Origin of the sequence: Microbispora sp. ZYX-F-249, from assembly GCF_039649665.1 — a bacterium.
In the GTDB taxonomy this organism is placed as follows: domain Bacteria; phylum Actinomycetota; class Actinomycetes; order Streptosporangiales; family Streptosporangiaceae; genus Microbispora; species Microbispora maris.
This window is the reverse complement of sequence record NZ_JBDJAW010000024.1, coordinates 87,617-106,901: the sequence shown is the minus strand read 5'-3', so window position 1 is coordinate 106,901 and position 19,285 is coordinate 87,617. Positions and strand designations below refer to the sequence as shown.

General features: G+C 72.3%; 14 protein-coding genes. 3 read left to right on the top strand and 11 right to left on the bottom strand.

Translation table 11 applies throughout. The annotated features are described in order from the left end of the window. Positions 1-23: 23 nt before the first annotated feature. Positions 24-2,852 (bottom strand): M14 family zinc carboxypeptidase, encoded by a 2,829-nt coding sequence (locus AAH991_RS26095; RefSeq protein WP_346228539.1) that lies wholly within the window; start codon positions 2,850-2,852, stop codon positions 24-26. Positions 2,853-3,177: 325 nt separating this feature from the next. On the opposite strand from AAH991_RS26095, the gene AAH991_RS26090 reads away from it, so the two are divergent. Continuing rightward, positions 3,178-4,971 carry a serine/threonine-protein kinase gene (locus AAH991_RS26090; protein WP_346228538.1) on the top strand — a complete coding sequence of 598 codons (1,794 nt, stop codon included), beginning with the start codon at positions 3,178-3,180 and terminating at the stop codon, positions 4,969-4,971. 93 nt (positions 4,972-5,064) lie between these two features. Then, positions 5,065-6,633 carry a serine/threonine-protein kinase gene (locus AAH991_RS26085; protein WP_346228537.1) on the top strand — a complete coding sequence of 523 codons (1,569 nt, stop codon included), beginning with the start codon at positions 5,065-5,067 and terminating at the stop codon, positions 6,631-6,633. 9 nt (positions 6,634-6,642) lie between these two features. Here the strand turns inward: AAH991_RS26085 and AAH991_RS26080 are convergent, their stop codons facing one another. Genes AAH991_RS26080 through AAH991_RS26070 form a run of 3 tightly spaced genes read right to left on the bottom strand, consistent with a single transcriptional unit; the run spans position 6,643 to position 8,544 of the window. Beyond that, positions 6,643-7,572, bottom strand: a complete 930-nt coding sequence (locus AAH991_RS26080) for an RluA family pseudouridine synthase (RefSeq protein ID WP_346228536.1) — start codon at positions 7,570-7,572, stop codon at positions 6,643-6,645. Then, entirely contained in the window at positions 7,565-8,176 is a 612-nt protein-coding gene (lspA, locus tag AAH991_RS26075) for a signal peptidase II (RefSeq protein ID WP_346228535.1), read from the bottom strand. The genes AAH991_RS26080 and lspA overlap by 8 nt, the downstream gene beginning before the upstream one ends. Beyond that, on the bottom strand, positions 8,149-8,544 hold the full coding sequence (locus AAH991_RS26070; protein ID WP_169978451.1) for a TraR/DksA family transcriptional regulator: 396 nt from the start codon (positions 8,542-8,544) through the stop codon (positions 8,149-8,151). The genes lspA and AAH991_RS26070 overlap by 28 nt, the downstream gene beginning before the upstream one ends. A gap of 589 nt (positions 8,545-9,133) precedes the next feature. Here AAH991_RS26070 and ileS point away from each other — a divergent pair. Further along, on the top strand, positions 9,134-12,292 hold the full coding sequence (ileS, locus tag AAH991_RS26065) for an isoleucine--tRNA ligase (protein WP_346228534.1): 3,159 nt from the start codon (positions 9,134-9,136) through the stop codon (positions 12,290-12,292). 215 nt (positions 12,293-12,507) lie between these two features. Here ileS and AAH991_RS26060 read toward each other — a convergent pair whose 3' ends face one another. The 7 genes from AAH991_RS26060 to AAH991_RS26030 all read right to left on the bottom strand — a co-directional run bounded on the left by AAH991_RS26060 (position 12,508) and on the right by AAH991_RS26030 (position 19,271). Next, positions 12,508-14,172 carry a hypothetical protein gene (locus AAH991_RS26060; protein WP_346228533.1) on the bottom strand — a complete coding sequence of 555 codons (1,665 nt, stop codon included), beginning with the start codon at positions 14,170-14,172 and terminating at the stop codon, positions 12,508-12,510. A gap of 46 nt (positions 14,173-14,218) precedes the next feature. Then, entirely contained in the window at positions 14,219-15,082 is an 864-nt protein-coding gene (locus tag AAH991_RS26055; protein ID WP_142568625.1) for a DivIVA domain-containing protein, read from the bottom strand. Between the two features lie 49 nt (positions 15,083-15,131). Continuing rightward, positions 15,132-15,419, bottom strand: a complete 288-nt coding sequence (locus AAH991_RS26050) for a YggT family protein (protein ID WP_030509057.1) — start codon at positions 15,417-15,419, stop codon at positions 15,132-15,134. Positions 15,420-15,502: 83 nt separating this feature from the next. Further along, positions 15,503-16,030: a cell division protein SepF gene (locus tag AAH991_RS26045; RefSeq protein ID WP_346228532.1), complete on the bottom strand. Its 528-nt coding sequence runs from the start codon at positions 16,028-16,030 to the stop codon at positions 15,503-15,505. 134 nt (positions 16,031-16,164) lie between these two features. Continuing rightward, positions 16,165-16,869 (bottom strand): YggS family pyridoxal phosphate-dependent enzyme, encoded by a 705-nt coding sequence (locus tag AAH991_RS26040; RefSeq protein WP_346228559.1) that lies wholly within the window; start codon positions 16,867-16,869, stop codon positions 16,165-16,167. A 27-nt stretch (positions 16,870-16,896) separates the two neighbouring features. Beyond that, positions 16,897-18,351 (bottom strand): cell division protein FtsZ, encoded by a 1,455-nt coding sequence (ftsZ, locus tag AAH991_RS26035; RefSeq protein WP_346228531.1) that lies wholly within the window; start codon positions 18,349-18,351, stop codon positions 16,897-16,899. A gap of 248 nt (positions 18,352-18,599) precedes the next feature. Further along, complete coding sequence (locus AAH991_RS26030; protein WP_346228530.1) at positions 18,600-19,271, bottom strand: cell division protein FtsQ/DivIB; 672 nt, start codon at positions 19,269-19,271, stop codon at positions 18,600-18,602. Positions 19,272-19,285: the final 14 nt, after the last annotated feature.

Sequence of the window (19,285 nt, the reverse complement as noted above, 5' to 3'; positions counted from 1 at the left end):
CTTTCAATGGAGTCGGGCGGGGGTCAGGCGACGACGGAGCGGAGCGGGATGCCCGCCGCACCGAGGTCGCGGACCAGGTCGCGGACGAACGGGTGCTCGTCGGCGGACAGGCCGTCGGGGTTCGGGATCGTGACGTAGGACGAGCCGTCCGCGGACGCGGTCAGCGCCGTGTCCGTGTAGCGCTCGACGACCGCGCGGGTGCGTGCGAGGTCGGCGTCGGCCACCTGGATGACGATCGGCCGCCACTCCCCGCCGAGGTTCGGCGGCTCCTCCGCCGCCGCCGCGGCGACGCGCAGCGGGTCCGGGACCGGGGCGGTGCGCTGCTTGGCCTGCGGCGACGTCTGCGGCGCGCCCGCCGGATACAGCAGCGCGTTGGCGAGCAGGTGGATGCCGTTCTCGTTGTACGCCCTGAACAGCGGGTTGTAGGCGAACAGCACGGCGTGTCCGGCGCCGGTCGGCTCGTCGACCAGGGAGACGGTGCCCTTGAGCGCCTCGGCGCCCACCGTGTAGCCGTTGGACCAGAACGTGTCGTCGGAGGGGTAGGTGAGCACGTTCACCCCGGTCTGGCTGGGGCTGAGGATCGGGTCGCCGTTGTTGAACTGGAAGTCCTCCGCCGGCCGGCCGAGTGACACCGGGCTGCCCTGGGTCACGTCCACCCGGAAGTGCGAGCCGATGACCTGGTAGCCGGTCGGCTTGGCCTTCTCGGTCGTGGAGGTGAGGCCGGCGGACCTGGCGACCCGGGTGCCCTCGTTGCGCAGCCCGACGTACGTGCCGCCCGCGGCCACCCACTGCCTGAGGTTGGCCAGGCCCTGCGCGGTCAGCCCGCCGTTGGAGCTGCTGCCGTCCGGGACGAGCAGGACGGTCCGCTCGGTGAAGGCCGGGGTGTTGCCGTTGACGTCGGCCGTGGTCACCGGCTTGAGGTCGAGGCCCCAGCGGTCGCCGAGCACGTAGCGGGCCTCGCCGTACGACCCGGAGGCGGTGGAGACGCCGGTGCCGGCGAACAGGCCGACGTCGGGCGTGCGCAGCGCGGCGCCGGAGGCCGGGGCGGCGCGGCCCTCGACCGTCACGCCCAGCGAGCGGGCGAGCTTGTCCAGCTCGCCGCGGTTCATCGCCGCGGCGGGCAGGCCGACGACTCCGCTACCGGCGTCACGCGTGAGCGGCACGCCCGCGCCGAGCAGCCGGAAGGTCAGTTCGGCGGCGGCGGCCGAGTCCATCGGGTAGGAGTACGACCCGCCCCGTGGCGCGGCGGAGGCCACGCCGCCGTCGACGTCCTTGACGAGGTCGGCCTTCGGCGACAGCGCGTCGCCGGTGGACATGGCGTTCACGCCCGCGAGCAGGGGGTTGCTCCACGAGGAGACGTCGTAAAAGTAGGGGAACGGAACGTAGGGGTCCTCTCCCATGACCGCCTGGATCCAGTGCTTCTGCGGCTGGTCCATCGGAATCCAGTAGGCCCCCTCGGGGACCGTCACGTCGGCGGCGGTCCGGCCGCCGAAGACCCGCGCGGAGGGCACCTTCACGGGCTTGCGCACCCGGTAGACCTCGACGTCCATGCGGCGCAGCCGCTCGACCAGCCGGCGCACGTCGCCGAGCTGCCGGTCGGGCAGCAGGAAGTAGGACCGGACCGTCACGTCGGGCACCGGGAACCGGACCGTGTTGGACGGCTGGACGACCTCGTTCGGCTCCAGGGCGCCCGCGGCCCCCTCGGCGAGCGCGGTGCGCCAGATCGAGTAGTAGCCGTCCAGGATCTCGCGCCGGTTGTCGGCGGCCCAGCCGGTCGTCGCCCACTGGGTGTTGAACTGCTGCTGCACCCGGTCCTCGACCGCCGACGAGCTGCCCTTCTCGAACGTCATCCCGGCGGCGCCGAAACCGGCGGCCGGGACGCTGTCGCCGTAGCCCATGTAGAACAGGTCGTAGGTCGCGTAGTTGAAGTAGCACTCGGTGGTGACCGCGCCGCCGCATGCGCCGTTGTAGCCGAATCCCGCGGCGTTCGCCGCGCCGATGCGGTTGATCCAGTCCACCGGCTGGTCGGGGATCTCGTGGTGGATCGGGTCGGCGTTGGGCGGGAAGAAGTACTGCCGTCCGCCCATCTCGTGCGCGTCGACGAAGACCTGCGGCGGGAACCGCCGGAGCATCTCGATCTTGCCGTCGGTCTCCGGCTGGGTGCGGGCGAACCAGTCCCGGTTGAGGTCGAAGCCGTACTCGTTCGTCCTGCGGCTCGCGTCGCGGCCGTCCGGGTTCTGGGTCGGCATGATGACCGTGACCAGGTTGTCGTTGCGCTTGGCGACGTCGCAGGACAGGCCGCCGGCCAGCTCGTACAGCGTCTTGAGGGCGGCGTCGGCGCCGCTCTTCTCGCCGCCGTGGACGTTCCCGGCGATCCACACGATGGCGGGCGAGTCGGCGGCGATGCGCGCCGCCTTGTCCGCCTTCAGCGACCTCGGGTCGCGCAGCGAGCGGATCCGGTCCGCGATCTTCTTGAGCTGACCCGGGACCATGTTGCGGGAGTCGGACACGATGGCGTACGGCAGCTCCTGGCCGGTGACGCTGTGCGCCACCGTGCCCGTGACCACGCGGTCCGAGGCGCCTGCCACGGCGTCCACGTACTTCTTGATCTCTTCGGTCGTGAGCACCCGGGGCTGCCCCTTGCCCAGCGGGAAACCGAAGAACTGCGCCGGATCGGGCACTCCGGCCAGGTGGGCGTCCGGGTCGGTACTGCACCGCGCGGGTGCCTTACCGGCCGGGCCGGCCTGCGCGGGGGACGCCGGCGTCAGCGTGAGCGCGGCCGACACCAGGACCGCGGCGCCGAGCGCGATGCCGTAGGGGGATCTTCCGCACAAGGTCGTGCGTAACCGCATCTCGCCTCCAGGCGGGGGACGGGGATGTCTCGGGGGAGCACCCCGTCCGGGAAACGACAAAGTCACTGCGGACAGTATTAGGAGGGAATAAACCGGACAAGAGGCGCGAAATATAACCGCAGCGCGACGGAAAGTGTGAGCAGTCACGTTTCCGCATGTCGTCGCGCCACCACCTGACCGAATCCTCCTTATATAACGTCCGATAACAAGTGGGCATCGGGTTCGCCCGTCGTTCACCGCGCACTTCTTCCGGTCTCGCCGGGTTCGGGGCGGACGGCCACGCTCCGGCCTGTGGGACCATTCAGAAGATTTGGAGGAGGACAGGGTGGACGAGGAGCGTCGGGTGGCGGGCAGGTACCACCTGCTCGAACCGATCGGCCGCGGGGGCATGGGCGTCGTCTGGCGTGCCCACGACGACCTGCTCGACCGTACGGTGGCCGTGAAAGAGGTGCTCTACCACCCCACCTCGGAAGAGGACAGGCAGACCTTCAACCGGCGCACCATCCGCGAGGCGCGGGCGGCCGGCCGCATCGACCACCCGAACGTCGTCGTCGTCCACGACGTGATCGAGGAGGACGGCCGCCCCTGGATCGTGATGCAGCTGGTGCAGTCGCGGTCGCTGGGCCAGGTGCTGCGCGACCAGGGCCCGCTCCCACCCGCCCGGGTCGCCGCGATCGGCCTGCAGGTGCTCGACGCGCTGTGCACCGCGCACGCCGCGGGCGTGCTGCACCGGGACGTCAAGCCGGAGAACGTGCTGCTCAACGGGGAGACCCGGGTGGTGCTGACCGACTTCGGCATCGCGACGATGCCGGAGGAGGCCGGGCTGACCATGACCGGCGGCATCACCGGCACCCCCGCGTTCATGCCGCCGGAGCGGCTGAACGGCCACCCCGCGACCCCCGAGTCCGACCTGTGGTCCCTCGGCGCCACGCTGTACGCGGCGGTCGAGGGCAGGACCCCGTTCGACCGCAACTCCCCCGTGGCCACGATGGCGGCCATCCTGCACGACGACCCGGCCCCGCCCCTGCGGGCGGGCGCCCTGACGCCGGCGCTCGAGGGCCTGCTGCGCAAGGACCCGGCCCGGCGCATCGGCGCGGCCGAGGCCGCCGCCCTGCTCAACGCGGCCCTGTCGGCCGGGCAGGAGGCCGTCCCCGCGGGACCGGGGCCCGAGCCCGGCCCCTGGAACGGCGCGCCGACCGGGCAGCCCTACGGCGGCCCCTGGAACAGTTCGCCGTCCACGCCGGGCCACCCGGGGCAGTCCGGCCCCTGGAACGGCGCGCCGACCGGCGCCCCTCCGCCGTACGGCGCCCATCCGTACGGCGCGCACACCGCACCGGGCGCGCGCCCTGCGAGGCGCGGCTCCGCTCTCAGAGTGACCCTGCTCGTCCTGTTACCGCTGCTGCTCGTGGCCCTCGCCGCGGGCGGCTGGTACGGCTACAGCAAGCTGAACGGCGGCGGGACCGCGGCCGAGGACCTCACGCCGACGGGCTACCGCCCCACCTCTGGCCCGGATTCCACCTCGGACTCCACCGCGGACTCCACCTCAGACTCCACCGCGGACTCCGCCTCCGGCGACGACGCCGAGCCCGCCGAGGACCCCCGGCAGTCGGAGACACCGTCGGATGAGCCCTCCGCGGAGCCGTCCCCGAAATCCCCCACGCCGACGGCCGCCACACTGCCCGCCGGTTGGAAGGTTCACCACGACCGGCTCGGCTTCTCGATCGCCCTGCCCTCCGGCTGGGTCCCGTACCTCAGGGAGGCCACCCGGGTGCGCTTCCACCACCCGAGCGGGCGCGACTACCTGCAGGTGGACCTGACCCCGTGGGAGACCGACGACCCGATGGCCGCGGTGCGCACGGTGGAGTCGGCCTCGACCAAGAAGGGGTACCTGCGCGACTACGAGCGCATCGGCGTCACGTCCACGGAATACCTCGGTGTGCCCGCCGCGGACTGGGAGTTCACGCACAGGACCGACGCCGGCCGGGTACGGGTGCTCGACCGCGCCTTCCGGCTCGACGACGGCCGCTGCGTCGCCCTCTACTGGCAGGTCGCCGACTCCCGATGGACTTCCGGTTTGTCCTATTTCCGCGTCTTCGAGCGCACCTTCAGGCCGAAATAACGATTCGGTTAAGATCCGCAGGTCAAGGGCGATTTCGCCCCTGAAGAGCAATGATGTCGCATGCGTTCGCCCAAGTGGGGTAGCGCGACAATCATGGCTGAAGCGCAGACCTCCGAACGTGTCGTGGCAGGACGCTATCGCCTGATCGAGCCGCTGGGGCGGGGCGGCATGGGCACCGTGTGGCGAGCCGTCGACCAGGTGCTCGAACGTGAGGTCGCCGTCAAGGAGCTGCTCGCGTCGGCCGAGCTCACCGGCCCGGAGCGGGAGGTCTTCACCATCAGGACCTTCCGCGAGGCCAGAGCCGCCGGGCGGCTGAGCCATCCGAGCGTCGCGGCAGTGTACGACGCCTTCGAGGAGAACGGCTACCCCTGGATCGTCCTCGAACTTATCCCGTCCCGGACGCTGGGGTCGGTCATCCGCGACGAGGGCCCCCTGCCGCCCCGGCGGGTGGCGGAGATCGGGTCGCAGGTGCTGGCCGCGCTGCGCGTCGCCCACGCCAACGGGGTGCTGCACCGGGACGTCAAGCCCGACAACGTGCTGCTCGCCGACGACGGCAGAGTCGTGCTGACGGACTTCGGCATCGCCGCGATGGAGGACGACTCGCCCGTCACCCGCACCGGCATGCTGATCGGCACCCCGGCGTTCATCGCCCCGGAGCGGGCCGCGGGCCGGCAGGCGCAGCGGGCGTCGGACCTGTGGTCGCTCGGGGTGACGCTGTTCCTGGCGGTCGAGGGGCGCTCGCCGTTCAACCGCGGCCATGCGCTGGCGACGCTGGCCGCGGTCATGTACGAGGAGGCCGGCCCGATGCACAACGCCGGCCCGCTCGCGCCGGTCATCGAGGGTCTGCTGGTCAAGGACCCGGACCGCAGGATGAGCGCGGACTACGCCGCGCAGCACCTGCACGCCGTGGCCACCGGCCAGGTGACCGGCCCGGTCGTGCCGCGCCCGCGGCAGCCGCCCAGGTTCGCCCGGCTGATGCCCGGGTTCGAGGGCACCGCGCCGACTCCCGCGCCCACGCCCGCGCCCCTCCCCGGGATCACCCCGGCGCCGACCCCGGTCCCCGCTCACGTGCCGGTGAACGGACGCCGCAGCCCGTGGGCGCTGGCGGCGGGCTCGGGGGCCCTCGTCGCGCTCGTCGGCCTGGCGGCGGGCGCCGTCGCGTTCGCCACCGCCCGGCCTCCGGCCGACCCCCGGGGAACCACCGTGGTGAGCACGCCCACGGTGACGGTCTTCACGACCAAGACTCCCGAGGCCGCCAAGAGCGGCAGGCGGACAGAGAGCAGCGGGGCGGAGCGGAAGGCGGCCACCCAGCCGGTGGCCAACCCCGGGAGCGGGCAACGCCCGGACCACCGCGGTGGACCCGGAAACGGGCCCACCGGGAACTCCGCCGCCGGGAACGGCGGTGCGAAGCCCAAGGGAAAGCCCGACGGAGCCGCGTCCAAGCCCGACAAGGGCTCCGGCCAGGCGAACCACCCCGGCAACGGGTCCGGCAAGGGGCAGCCCTCCACACCCAAGTCCGGGAAGGGCGGCGGATCCGTCGCGCCGACCCAGGGCAAGAGTGGAGGCCCGGGAAAAGGCGAGGGCCACACGGCCACCACGGACGAGGACACCGCTGACATCCCCGACGGCTACACCCAGCCGGAGAACGACTGGGGGGCGTGACGGACCCCGTCAGCCCTCGTCCGCGAGGATCTCCAGCGCGCGGGCCAGGTCGGCGGGGTAGTCGCTCGTGAAGGTCATCCACTCCCCCGTCGCGGGGTGCTCGAACGACAGCGAGACGGCGTGCAGCCACTGCCGGCTCACGCCGAGACGGGCGGCGAGGGTGGGATCGGCGCCGTACAGCAGGTCGCCCACGCAGGGATGCCGGAGCGCGGCCATGTGGACCCGGATCTGGTGGGTCCTGCCGGTCTCCAGCTTGATGTCGAGCAGCGACGCCGCCCGGAACGCCTCGATCGTGTCGTAGTGCGTGACCGAGTCCTTGCCCCCGGCCACCACCGCGAAGCGCCCGTCGCCCGACGGATGCCGGTCGATCGGCGCGTCCACGGTGCCGCGCAGCGGGTCCATGTGCCCCTGGACGAGCGCGTGGTAGCGCTTGTCGACCGTGCGCTCCTTGAACGCCCGCTTGAGGTGGGCGTAGGCCCGCTCGCTCTTGGCGACGACCATCACGCCGGTGGTGTTGGCGTCGAGCCGGTGGACGATGCCCTGGCGCTCGGCCGCGCCGCTCGTGGACACCCGGTGGCCGGCGCCGAGCAGGCCGCCGATCACGGTGGGGCCGGTCCAGCCGACGGTCGGGTGCGCCGCGACGCCGATCGGCTTGCTCACGACGACGATGTCGTCGTCCTCGTGCAGGATCGTCATGCCCGGGACGGGCTCGGCCACGGGCATCGGCGCCGCGGGCGGCGGCGGGATCGTGACGTCCAGCCAGGCCCCGGCGTGGACGCGGTCGGACTTGGCCGGGACGGCGCCGTCGACCAGCACGTCCCCCGAGGCGATCAGTTCGGCCGCGCGGGTGCGGGAGAAGCCGAACAGCCGGGCCAGGGCGGCGTCGAGACGCTCGCCCTCCAGGCCGTCCGGGACGGGCAGACTGCGCTGGTCACCCATCGGCCCGCTCCCCCGCCCGCTCGCCGGCCTGCTCGTCGGCACGGTCCTCGGCCTGCTCGTCCGTCTGGCGGGTGCCGTCGATCTGGTAGCCGCGCCAGGCGAGGAACACGGCGAGCACGCCGCCGCACACGATGGCCGAGTCGGCGACGTTGAACACCGGGAACCGGGTGACGGGGAACACCTGGATGAAGTCGACCACGTGCCCCTGGAGCGGCGCCGGCGACCGGAAGACGCGGTCGGTCAGGTTGCCGACCGCGCCGCCCAGCAGCAGGCCGAGCGTGATCGCCCAGGGCAGGCTGCGCAACTGCCGCGCCGTACGCACGATGGCGACGACCACGGCCAGTGCGATCACCGTGAACACGATCGTCATGCCGGTGCCGATGCTGAAGGCGGCGCCGGGGTTGCGGATCACGGTCAGCACCAGCGCGCCGGGAACGACGGTGAGCGGCTCCTCGTGCTCCAGGAACTCCACGACCAGGAACTTGCTGACCTGGTCGAGCACGTAGACGACCGAAGCCAGGAGGGCGAGGAGGGCGATCCTCCGCGCCCGGTCGGGCCTCGCGGGGCCGGAGCCGCTCAGCGACGCTCCTCCCGCTGCTTGCACGCTACGCACAGCGTCGCTCTCGGGAATGCCCTCAGGCGCTCCTTGCCGATCGGCTTGTGGCACGATTCGCACTCTCCGTAAGTCCCTGCCTCGACGCGGGCGATCGCCCGCTCGTTCTGCGCGAGCAGGTCGCGCGCATTCAGGGTAAGGGCGATCTCACGCTCACGCTCATACGTCTTGGCCCCGGCATCGGCCGGATCGTCCCCCGCGCCCTGGCTCACGTCACCGGACGCGAGCTGTTCCTCCGCCCTGGCGATGTCGGCGCGCAACTCCTCGATCTCGTGCCGCAGCCGCTCCCGGACCTCGGCGAGCTCCTCCTCGGACCAGACGTCCTCACCGATGGCGGTTCTCGCCGTGCGCGTCGTCATTGCGGGCCTCCCCTTCGCCCAGGAACCCTTCGAGCCCCTGCCCTCGGGGGCAGGGCGCACATCGGGCCGGTCCGGGCAGAATAAGTCGCCGATAACGGATCGGCAACGGACTCGCCGAGGCTTTTACCCCACCCGTACCCGGATGGCGCATTCAGCCAGCTCCTCCTCGTCGCCCTCTATTTCGATCTCTTTGTCGCGAGTGGTGCCACCGGCGTCCTCCCCCGTATTCCCGCGACGAGCCGGGTCTCACCCGGATCGCCGGCCGTATATCGGGAAGCCCTCGCGGCCGGGTTGCGTTATCGTCGTAGTCTGCAAGGCGTTGATGGGGACGAGTACCTCCGCATCCGCCCGCTCAGCGACCCGGGGACGGTGTGAGCCCGGGGCGGGCCACGGAGGGAAGATCACCCCGGAGCCGCCGGAGGAAAGGCCGTCCCGGCCGAGTAGAACCGGCAGCGGAGACAAAACGAGAGGGCGTCCGCCACCGGCCGGGCGTCAAGAAGGGTGGTACCGCGGAGCCGCACCCGGCTTCGTCCCTTCACGCCATGTCAGCAGCGCTGTCACAGCCACCGCGTGGAGGTTCCGCCCGACGATGTCTTCCCACCATTTCCGCTCACTTCCCGCGCAGGTCGACCTGCCGGCCCTCGAGCACGAGGTCCTCGAACGCTGGCGGGACGGGAAGGTCTTCGAGCGCTCGCTGGAGCAGAACGCCGGCGGCCCGTCCTGGGTGTTCTACGAGGGCCCGCCCACCGCCAACGGCATGCCCGGCGTGCACCACGTCGAAGCCCGCGTCTTCAAGGACGTCTTCCCCCGCTACAAGTCGATGCGCGGCTACCACGTCCCCCGCAAGGCCGGCTGGGACTGCCACGGCCTGCCCGTCGAGGTCGCCGTCGAGAAGGAACTCGGCCTGTCCGGCAAGCCCGAGATCGAGTCGTACGGCATCGCCGAGTTCAACGCGCGCTGCCGCGAGTCGGTGCTGCGGCACGTGGACGCGTTCGAGGAGATGACCGAGCGGATGGGCTACTGGGTCGACATGTCCCAGGCCTACCGCACGATGGACCCCCAGTACGTCGAGGCCGTCTGGTGGTCGCTCAAGGTCGTCTGGGACAAGGGCCTGCTGTTCCGCGACCACCGCATCACGCCGTACTGCCCCCGTTGCGGCACGGGCCTGTCCGACCACGAGCTCGGCCAGCCCGGCGGCTACGAGACCGTCTCCAGCCCGTCGGTGTACGTGCGGATGCCCGTCGTGTCCGGCCCCCTGGCCGAGCTGGGCGCCTCGCTGCTGATCTGGACCACCACGCCCTGGACCCTGGTGTCCAACACCGCGGTCGCCGTGCACCCCGACGTGACGTACGTCGCGGCCCGGCGCGGCGACGAGGTGCTCGTGGTGGCCGAGCCGCTGCTGCGGCGGGTCCTCGGCGAGGACGCCGAGGTGCTGGCCACCTACAAGGGCTCCGAGCTGGAGCACACCGCCTACCGGCGCCCCTTCGACCTGGTGGACATCGAGGACGCCCACTACGTCGTGCTCGGCACGTACGTCACGGTCGAGGACGGCACCGGCCTGGTCCACCAGGCCCCCGCCTTCGGCGCCGACGACATGACGGTCTGCAAGCGCTACGGCCTGCCGGTGGTGAACCCGATCGGCCCGGACGGTCGCTTCCTGCCGGACGTGCCGTTCGTCGGCGGCCTGTTCTTCAAGGACGCCGACGAGCCGCTGACGGACAACCTCCGCGAGCGCGGCCTGCTGTTCCGCGGCGAGCACTTCGAGCACAGCTACCCGCACTGCTGGCGCTGCCACACCCCGCTCCTCTACTACGCGCTGCCGTCCTGGTACATCAGGACCACGGAGATCAAGGACCGGCTCCTCGCGGAGAACGAGCGCACCAACTGGTTCCCCGAGACCATCAAGCACGGCCGGTACGGCGAGTGGCTCCGCAACAACGTCGACTGGGCGCTGTCGCGGTCCCGCTACTGGGGCACGCCGCTGCCGCTGTGGGTCTGCTCCCGGGACGAGGACCACGTCACCTGCGTCGGCTCGCTGGAGGAGCTGGGCGAGCTGGCGGGCCGCGACCTGACCGGACTCGACCCGCACCGCCCGTACGTCGACGACGTGACCTTCCCCTGCCCGTCGTGTCAGGCGGAGGCCCGGCGCGTGCCCGACGTGATCGACGTCTGGTACGACTCGGGCGCCATGCCGTTCGCCCAGTGGGGCGCGCCGCTGGTCAACAAGGAGGTCTTCGAGAGCTCCTTCCCCGGCCAGTTCATCTGCGAGGCGATCGACCAGACCCGTGGCTGGTTCTACTCGATGATGACCGTCGGCACGCTGGTGTTCGGCCGGTCGTCGTACGAGAACGTGCTCTGCCTCGGCCTGATCCTCGCCGAGGACGGCCGCAAGATGAGCAAGCACCTGGGCAACGTGCTGCGGCCGATGCCGCTGATGGACCAGCACGGCGCCGACGCCCTGCGCTGGTACATGGCCACCTCCGGGTCCCCCTGGGCCCCGCGCAGGATCGGCCACGCCGCGCTGGAGGAGATCGTCCGGAAGGTCCTGCTGACCTACTGGAACACCGCGTCGTTCTTCGCGCTCTACGCCAACGCCGAGTCGTGGTCGCCGGCCCGGATGGCCGACGCCCCGGCGTACGCCGAGCGGCCGCTGATCGACCGGTGGGCGCTGGCGGAGCTGCACCGCACGGTGGCCGAGGTCACCGCGTCGATGGAGGAGTTCGACACCGCCCGGGCCGGGCGGCGGCTCACCGAGTTCCTGGACGACCTGTCCAACTGGTACGTCCGCCGCTCGCGCCGCCGCTTCTGGTCCGGTGAGGCGTCGGCCTTCGCGACGCTGTACGAGTGCCTGGAGACCGTCACCCGTCTCATGGCCCCGCTCGTGCCGTTCCTCACCGACTACCTGTGGGACGTGCTGCGCGACCCGGACGCCCCGGCCTCGGTGCACCTGGCCGCCTGGCCCGAGGTGAACACCGCGCTGCTCGACCCCGAGCTGTCGGAGCGGATGGCGCTGGTGCGCCGCCTGGTCGAGCTGGGCCGTTCGGCCCGCGCGTCCTCGTCGGTCAAGACCCGCCAGCCGCTCGGCCGGGCGCTGGTCGGCGCCCCCGGCTGGGCCGCGCTCCCCGGCGAGCTGCGCGAGCTGATCGCCGACGAGCTCAACGTCCAGCGGCTGGAGGACCTGTCCGGCTTCTCCGCCGACCTGGTGACGTTCACGGTCAAGCCCAACTTCCGCAGCCTCGGCAAGCGGTTCGGCTCGCAGACCAAGCTCGTCGCCTCCGCCGTGTCGGCGGCCGACCCCGCGGCGCTGGCCCGGGCCCTGCGCTCGGGCGGGACCGCGACGGTCGAGGCCGGCGAGCTGGGCACGGTGGAGCTGGGCGCGGACGACGTGATCGTGACCGAGCAGCCCAAGTCGGGCTGGGCTGTGGAGACCGGCGCGGTGGACACCGGCACCGGCGAGACCGTGGCCCTGGACCTGGCGATCACCGACGAACTGCGCCGGGCGGGTCTGGTCCGCGACGTGATCCGGCTCGTCCAGGAGGCCCGCAAGTCGACCGGGCTGTCCATCACCGACCGCATCGACCTGTGGTGGTCGGCCGAGGGTGAGCTGGCCGAGGCGCTGCGCGGAGCCGCCGGCGCCGTGGCCGACGAGGTGCTCGCCTCCCGGATCGCGGAAGGCGCCCCGGACGAGGACCTGCCGGTCCACGAGGACGCCGACCTCGGCCTGTCCTTCCGCCTCCGCAAGGCCTGAGCCGGGCTGTCGCCCGACGTCACCGGGGCCGGTCCATACGTCCATACGGCCCCGGTGACGCGACACGGGACCCTGCGCTCAAGGTTCGCCTCACCGAGGCGGGCGGCTGCGCGAGCGCATCGCACACGGCCGGAGTTCACGGCGGCCGGGCCGACCCGGCGCGGCAGGGCGGGGACGTGCCGGGCGCGGCCTGGTCGTCCTCGGTGACCGGCCTTCTAGCCGCGGCCCGCCTCATCGGCGCCGGGCTCGTCGGATGAGGAGTCCGCACCGGCCCTCTCGCCGGTCTTCCGGCCGCCGGAGGTGGAGCCGGCCGAGGCCGCGAATCCGGCGCGCCCGGATTCGCGGATCTCTGCCGGCTCCACCGGCTCTCCGGTCCCCGCGGGCGGGGACGTGGGGGCGTCCGCCGGGGACGCGTTCGCGTCCGCATCGGGGTCGCCCTGCTTGCGGGAGGTCTGGGTGTCACGAGCCTGCTCGTCGTCCGCAGGGGAGGAGCCGGCCGTCCGCGAAGAGGCCGGAGTCTCTTGGGGCGTCTTCTCCCCTGCCGCGTCGTCCCCGGGGTCGCCGTCCCCGGACGACGGTGCGTCCTCCGCCGCCTCGGCCGCCTTGGACCGCGCGGGGTCCCACGGCCGGGAGACCCGGCCGGGCCGGAACCAGTCGTGCTCGGCGGTGTCGGTGATCGACTCGTCCGTCTCGTCGTCCGTCGGGCCCGACGCCGATCCCGCTGCCGGCGGAGACCAGGCCGGTGCGGACCATGACGTGGCGGATGGCCGGGACGACGCGGAGGATCCGGACGGCGGCTCGGACGGTGCGGCGCGCTCCGGCACCGCAGCGTCTGCGTCGGCATCGGACGGCTGCGCCCCGCCGCGGCCGAACCAGTCGACCGGCGTGTGCCCGTCGTCCTCGGCGCCGGCGTCGGCCGCGTCGGCCGCGTCGGCCGTTTCGGCCTCCGGACCGCCGGGCGCCTTTCGAGGCGTCTCGGAGGACTCTTCACGCGCTTCGTCACCGGACGGCGTGTCCCCGGCCTGCGTGTCATCGGCCTGCGCGGGCGGAACGGACGGCTCGGGGGCGGGCGACTCGGGCAGGCGCGGCCCCGGGACGCCGGGCTGAGGAAGCCGCGCTAAGGGCGGCTCCGGGTCAGCGGGCGTGGGACGGGTCGGTTCGCCGCCGGTCGTGCCGGTGCTCCCGGCCGCAGGCATGGTGGTCGTGGGAGCCGCTTCGGCGCGCAGGCTCTCGTCGCCGATCGAATCGCCGCGGATCGAATCGCCGCGCGGCGCGGCCTCCTCCGGCTCGGCCATACGGGCCGAGGCTTCGGGGAGGCAGGTGGTGCAGGGGGTGAAGCCCTCCTCGCGGGCCTCCTCGTGGGTCAGCTCCTCGGTCTCCCGCCCGACGAGCTGACGGCAGGTGGCCAGGTGGAAGCGCTTGCGCCCGGGAATCACGAGGACGATCGCGTCGGGGGCGAGGCCGCGCCCCGAGGCGGCCGGGGGCCGCGCGATCGGTCCCGTCCGCTGGGGCGGCGGGGACGGGAAGGTCTGGGGGGGCAGTGCCCCGTGATGCGTGACCGGCGGTGCCGCAACCATGGGCGTCGCCACCGGATGCGCCGGCGCCCCGGCGAGGGCTCCGCCGTACGCCCCGCTCACGGCACCGACGTGCGCGAGCTGGGGCACGGACGAACCCGGGGGGGTGGGAGCCGTTCCCTCGGCGGCACGCCCGCCGGCCGGGAACAGCTCGTGGCGCCTCAGCAGTGCCCCGATCAGCAGGCAGACCGCCGACAGCACGCTGACGACGATCGACCACATCACGAGAGGGGGTGTCCCCAGCACGACGCCCGCGATGAGCAGGACGATTGCGGCGAGGACCAGTGCGGCGCTGATGAGGATCACGGGGGGTTCTCCGAGCTATCGGGTCCCTGCGAGGACCCGCCACTGCTTACCGGCGGTCGTTGTGGGGGCCGTCGGGACCGGGGAAGGCGCCGGAGTGCTGCGAGGGCTCCTGGCCGAACGGGTTGGGGGCGGCGCCCATCTGCTGGGGACCGGGGGCGACGGCGTGGGCCATGGCCGGGGCGGCGCCCACGATCGGGAAGCCTCCGCTGCCCTCACCGGCGACGTTCAGCTCCGCGAGCTGGTTCTCCAGGTAGAGCTTGAGGCGGCTGCGGTACTCGCGTTCGAAGCTGCGCAGTTCCTCGACCTTGCGCTCCAGCTCGTCGCGGGTCTGCACCAGGGTGCCCATGGCCTGACGGTGCCGCTCCTGCGCGTCGCGCTCGAGCGTCTCGGCGCGGGCGCGGGCGTCGCCGATGATCTGCTCGGCCTGACGGCGGGCCTTGCCGAGGATGTCGTCGGCCTCGCGCCGGGCGCGGGTCACGGTCTCGTCCGCCTCGCGACGGGCGTCGGCGATCGCCTGGTCGGCCGTCTGCTGGGCGAGGGCGAGCACGCGGGCCGCGGTGTCCATGTTGTCCTCGGCGGGCGGCAGGCCCATGCCGACGGGCACCGGCTCGGGACGGGCCGGCTCCGGAGGCTTGATCGGCTCCGGCTGGGGGGCCATCATCTCGGGCTTCGGCTCGGCCACCGGAGCGGGAGCCATCTGCATGGAGCCGGGCATGCCCATGCCCCCGGGGACCTTGCCCCTGAGGCACTCGGCCAGCTTCGCGCGGAGTTCCTCGTTCTCCTGGATGAGACGGTCCAACTCGGCCTCGACCTCGTCGAGGAACGCGTCGACCTCCTCCTCGTCGTACCCCGGCCTCAGCCGGGTGGTACTGAACTGCTTGTTCCGCACATCGGCGGGCGTCAACGGCATTTGGGTCTCCTTGGCGCGCTTGGAGTCTGTCCGGTCGGACGGTACCCGATCAACGAAGCGCGTTCACGACTTGGATCAAGACCAAAACCACAATGAACAGCACTGTGAAGCTCAGGTCAAAGGCCACCGTACCCAACCTGAGGGGCGGAATGAAACGGCGGAGGAACTTGAGAGGCGGGTCGGTCACTGTGTAAACGACCTCCGCCAGCACCAGGACGACCCCGGTGGGCCGCCAGGCGCGGGCGAACGCCTGCACCGTATCTATGATCATTCTGCCGATCAGCAGAACCAGGAAGAGGGTCAGGGCGATGACCAAGATCTCGCTAATGATCCCCACAGTCGAGCCCCGCCTCCCCTCGGTCCAGCCGTCCTCGGGCCGCACGGGCACCGCTAAGCCGGTCACTGTTCATGTATGGAACTCTAGCTCTGGTTGAAGAAGCCGCGTTCCGCGATTCTGGCCTTGTCCTCGGCGGTCACCTCAACGTTGGCGGGGGACAACAGGAACACCTTGTTGGTAACACGTTCGATGCTGCCGTGTAGGCCAAAGACGAGACCTGCCGCGAAATCGACAAGGCGCTTGGCGTCGCTGTCGACCATTTCTGTCAGGTTCATGATGACCGGCGTGCCCTCGCGGAAGTGCTCGCCGATCGTCCGCGCCTCGTTGTACGTGCGGGGATGCAGGGTGGTGATTCGCGCCAGATCGGTCGTACGGCGCTCCAGCACGGTCGTGGGGGGACGCGGAGCGGGGACGGCCGTCTCGGTGTCGTCCTCGCGCTCCAGGGGCCCGGAGTGCGCACCCGAGGGGGCGGTGAAGCCGCGCCGCGGCGAGTCGTACTCCTCGTCGCCGTACTCCTCGTCGGTGCCGTACTCTGCCGCGTACCTGTCTTCGTAGCGGTCGTCCTCCACGAGACCGAGGTAGACCGCCATCTTGCGCATCGCGCCGGCCATCGCTCGTCGTCCTCCGCGTTACTGGTGCCTTCAAGGTCCCTTCGGAAGGCCAGGGCGGTAGCCGTACCCCCCTTTGAGCTCACCGCTGATCGACCTCTACCTGAGCGCGGACACCATGGTCCACTTGGGGGACATTACCTGACGAAGGGCTTTCTGCGGCCGAGCAACGCCGTACCGACTCGCAGGTGTGTCGCGCCATTCATCACAGCCTGAGGGATGTCTCCACTCATTCCGGCCGATATCACGTCCGCGGCGGGATGCTCCTCGCGCACGCGCCCGGCGACGGCGCGCAGCCGGGCGAACGCGGCGGCCGGGTCCTCCCCCAGCGGCGCGACCGCCATGACCCCCCGCAGGCGCAGCCCCTCCGCCTTGGCGACGAGCCCGGCGAGCGCCGGCACCTCCTCCGGCGCGGCGCCGCCCCGTCCCGCCCCCTCGCCCAGCCCGACCTGGACGAGGCAGTCCACCTCGCGCCCCGCGCGCACGGCCTCGCGGCTGAGCGCGTCCACCAGGCGGGAGCGGTCCACCGAGTGGACCATGTGGGCGTAGGAGACGACCGAGCGGGCCTTGTTGGACTGCAGCTGGCCGATGAAGTGCCAGGTGAGGCCGAGACCGGCGCACTCGGCCGCCTTGGCCGCCGCCTCCTGGTCGCGGTTCTCGCCGACGTGCGACACGCCCAGCTCCGCGAGCAGCCGCACGTCGGAGGCCGGGTACGTCTTCGTCACCGCGATCAGGGTGATATCCGACCGCGACCGGCCCGCGGCCCGGCAGGCGTCCTCGACACGCCGCTCCACCTCGGCCAGGGCCGCGGCCAGCTCCTCGCGCCGGTCACCCACGGACAGCGCCCCCGGCCGTACGGACGTGCAGGGTCACTTGAGGAAGTCCGGCACGTCGAGCTCCTCCTCCTGCTCCTCGAACACGACCGGACGCCGGGGACCCGGCTGGGTGGTCCTGGAGGTGATCGGGGTCGGCGGCTCGGGAGCGGGGCGCGGGATCGACAGCGGCCCGGTGGCGCCCTGGTCGCGTCCGCCGTCGGCCTGCGCGTCGCGCGGGAACGGCGTGACCGGGTCGGCCTGCTGGGCCTGCGGCGCGGCCGCCGCCTGCTGGACCGGCTGGCTCACGGGCTGCGCCGGCGGCGCCGGGGGGGCCGAATGCGCGTTCACCGGAAGCTGGGTCACCGGCGGCGCGGCGTTCGCGGGCTGCGCCTGCGCGGGGGCGGGCTGCGCCGCGCCCACCGTGCCGCCGACCGGCCGCACGGGCGGCTGCGCGGGCTCCGGCTTGGCCGGGGCGGACGCGGGACGGGCCGCCGGCGCGGCCTGCGCGGGCCGGGACGACTGCTGGGGCCGCGACAGCGGCGCGGCCGCCGGCTTGGCCGGCGCGGGCTCGTCGAACCCGGCCGCGATGACCGTGACGCGCACCTCGTCGCCGAGGGCGTCGTCGATGACCGTGCCGAAGATGATGTTGGCGTCGGGCGCGGCGGCGTTGCTGACGAGCTGGGCCGCCTCGTTGATCTCGAACAGGCCCAGGTCGGAGCCGCCCGCGATGGACAGCAGCACGCCGTGGGCGCCGTCGATGCTCGCCTCCAGCAGCGGGCTGGAGACCGCCATCTCGGCGGCGGCGACCGACCGGTCGTCGCCCCTGGCGTGGCCGATGCCCATGAGGGCCGAGCCCGCGCCGGACATGACCGACTTCACGTCGGCGAAGTCCAGGTTGATCAGACCGGGCGTGGTGATGAGGTCGGTGATGCCCTGCACACCGGACAGCAGCACCTGGTCGGCGGCCTTGAACGCGTCGAGCACGCTCACCTGGCGGTCGGAGATCGACAGCAGCCGGTCGTTCGGAATGACGATCAGCGTGTCGACCTCCTCGCGGAGGGTCTCGATGCCGGCCTCGGCCTGCATGGCCCGGCGCTTGCCCTCGAAGCTGAAGGGCCGGGTGACCACGCCTATCGTGAGGGCGCCGAGCGAACGGGCGATGCTGGCCACCACCGGCGCGCCGCCGGTTCCGGTGCCGCCGCCCTCGCCCGCGGTCACGAAGACCATGTCGGCGCCCTTGAGGACCTCCTCGATCTCCTCCCGGTGGTCCTCGGCGGCCTTGCGGCCCACCTCCGGGTTGGCGCCCGCGCCGAGGCCCCGGGTGAGCTCGCGCCCCACGTCGAGCTTCACGTCGGCGTCACTCATCAGCAGCGCCTGGGCGTCAGTGTTTATGGCGATGAACTCGACGCCCTTGAGTCCCTCTTCGATCATCCGGTTGACGGCGTTCACTCCGCCGCCGCCGATGCCGACGACCTTGATGACCGCGAGGTAGTTCTGCGGTGCTGCCACGACGAGGGGCCTTTCCGCTCGTTTGCGTTTCATGCGGGCATGGCCCGCGTGTCTTCTGAACTCTCACCCTCAAGTTGAGATTTAGAGTTATGTCAACCTGAGGATTGATACGGACAGTAGGGTTGCGCGTCCCCCAGGGTCAACTAACCGCGCCGCAAGGCCGTCCGGCGTGTCGCGGGCTGTCCCATTCGCACGATGCCCCGTCCTGAGCCGGATTCGGATCATGCGTTCCCGGCCCGTGAGATTTCTCACCTGACCGTCACCACCTGCGGCGAGCTGACATCGTAGCTGGTGCCCGGCTTGGCGAGCGCGGCGAGCAGGACACGTCCCTTCTGCGCCGAGCGCCCCGCGTCCCCCCAGATCACCGTACGGCCGTCCGTGAGCTTGAGCGTGATCGACCGGGGCGACGGGACGCGCAGCTCCCGCAGGCGCTCCAGCACGCGCTCGGGCAGCGCCCGCAGCACGGTGAGCCCGGCCCTGGTGGCGGGATCGTCCGCGGCCGCCCGCTGGACGCGCAGCACCGGCAGCCGGGGCGGGGCCACGGTGACCTGCTGCAGCACGACGCCGTACCGGTCGATCACCGCGGTCGTCGGGCCCATGGGCACGGCGGCGGCGGGGACGCGCTCGACCACGCTGACGCGCAGCGTCCCGGGCCAGCCGCGGTCGACCGCGGCCGACTCGACCGCCCGCATCGCCCGCAGCCGCCGTTCGACCTCGGCGAGGTCCACGGTGGCGAGCGGGGTGCCGGTGCGCACCCCCGCGGCCTGGCGCAGCTGCTCGGCGGGGATCCGGCTGTTGCCGGTGATCTCGACCTCCCGCACGCCGAGGACGGGCGAGAAGAACACGACCCACGTGGCGACGCCCACCACCCCGCCGGTCAGCAGGGTGGCGAGGGCCGAACGCCGGACGGCCCGCCTCACCGGTCCCCCACGCT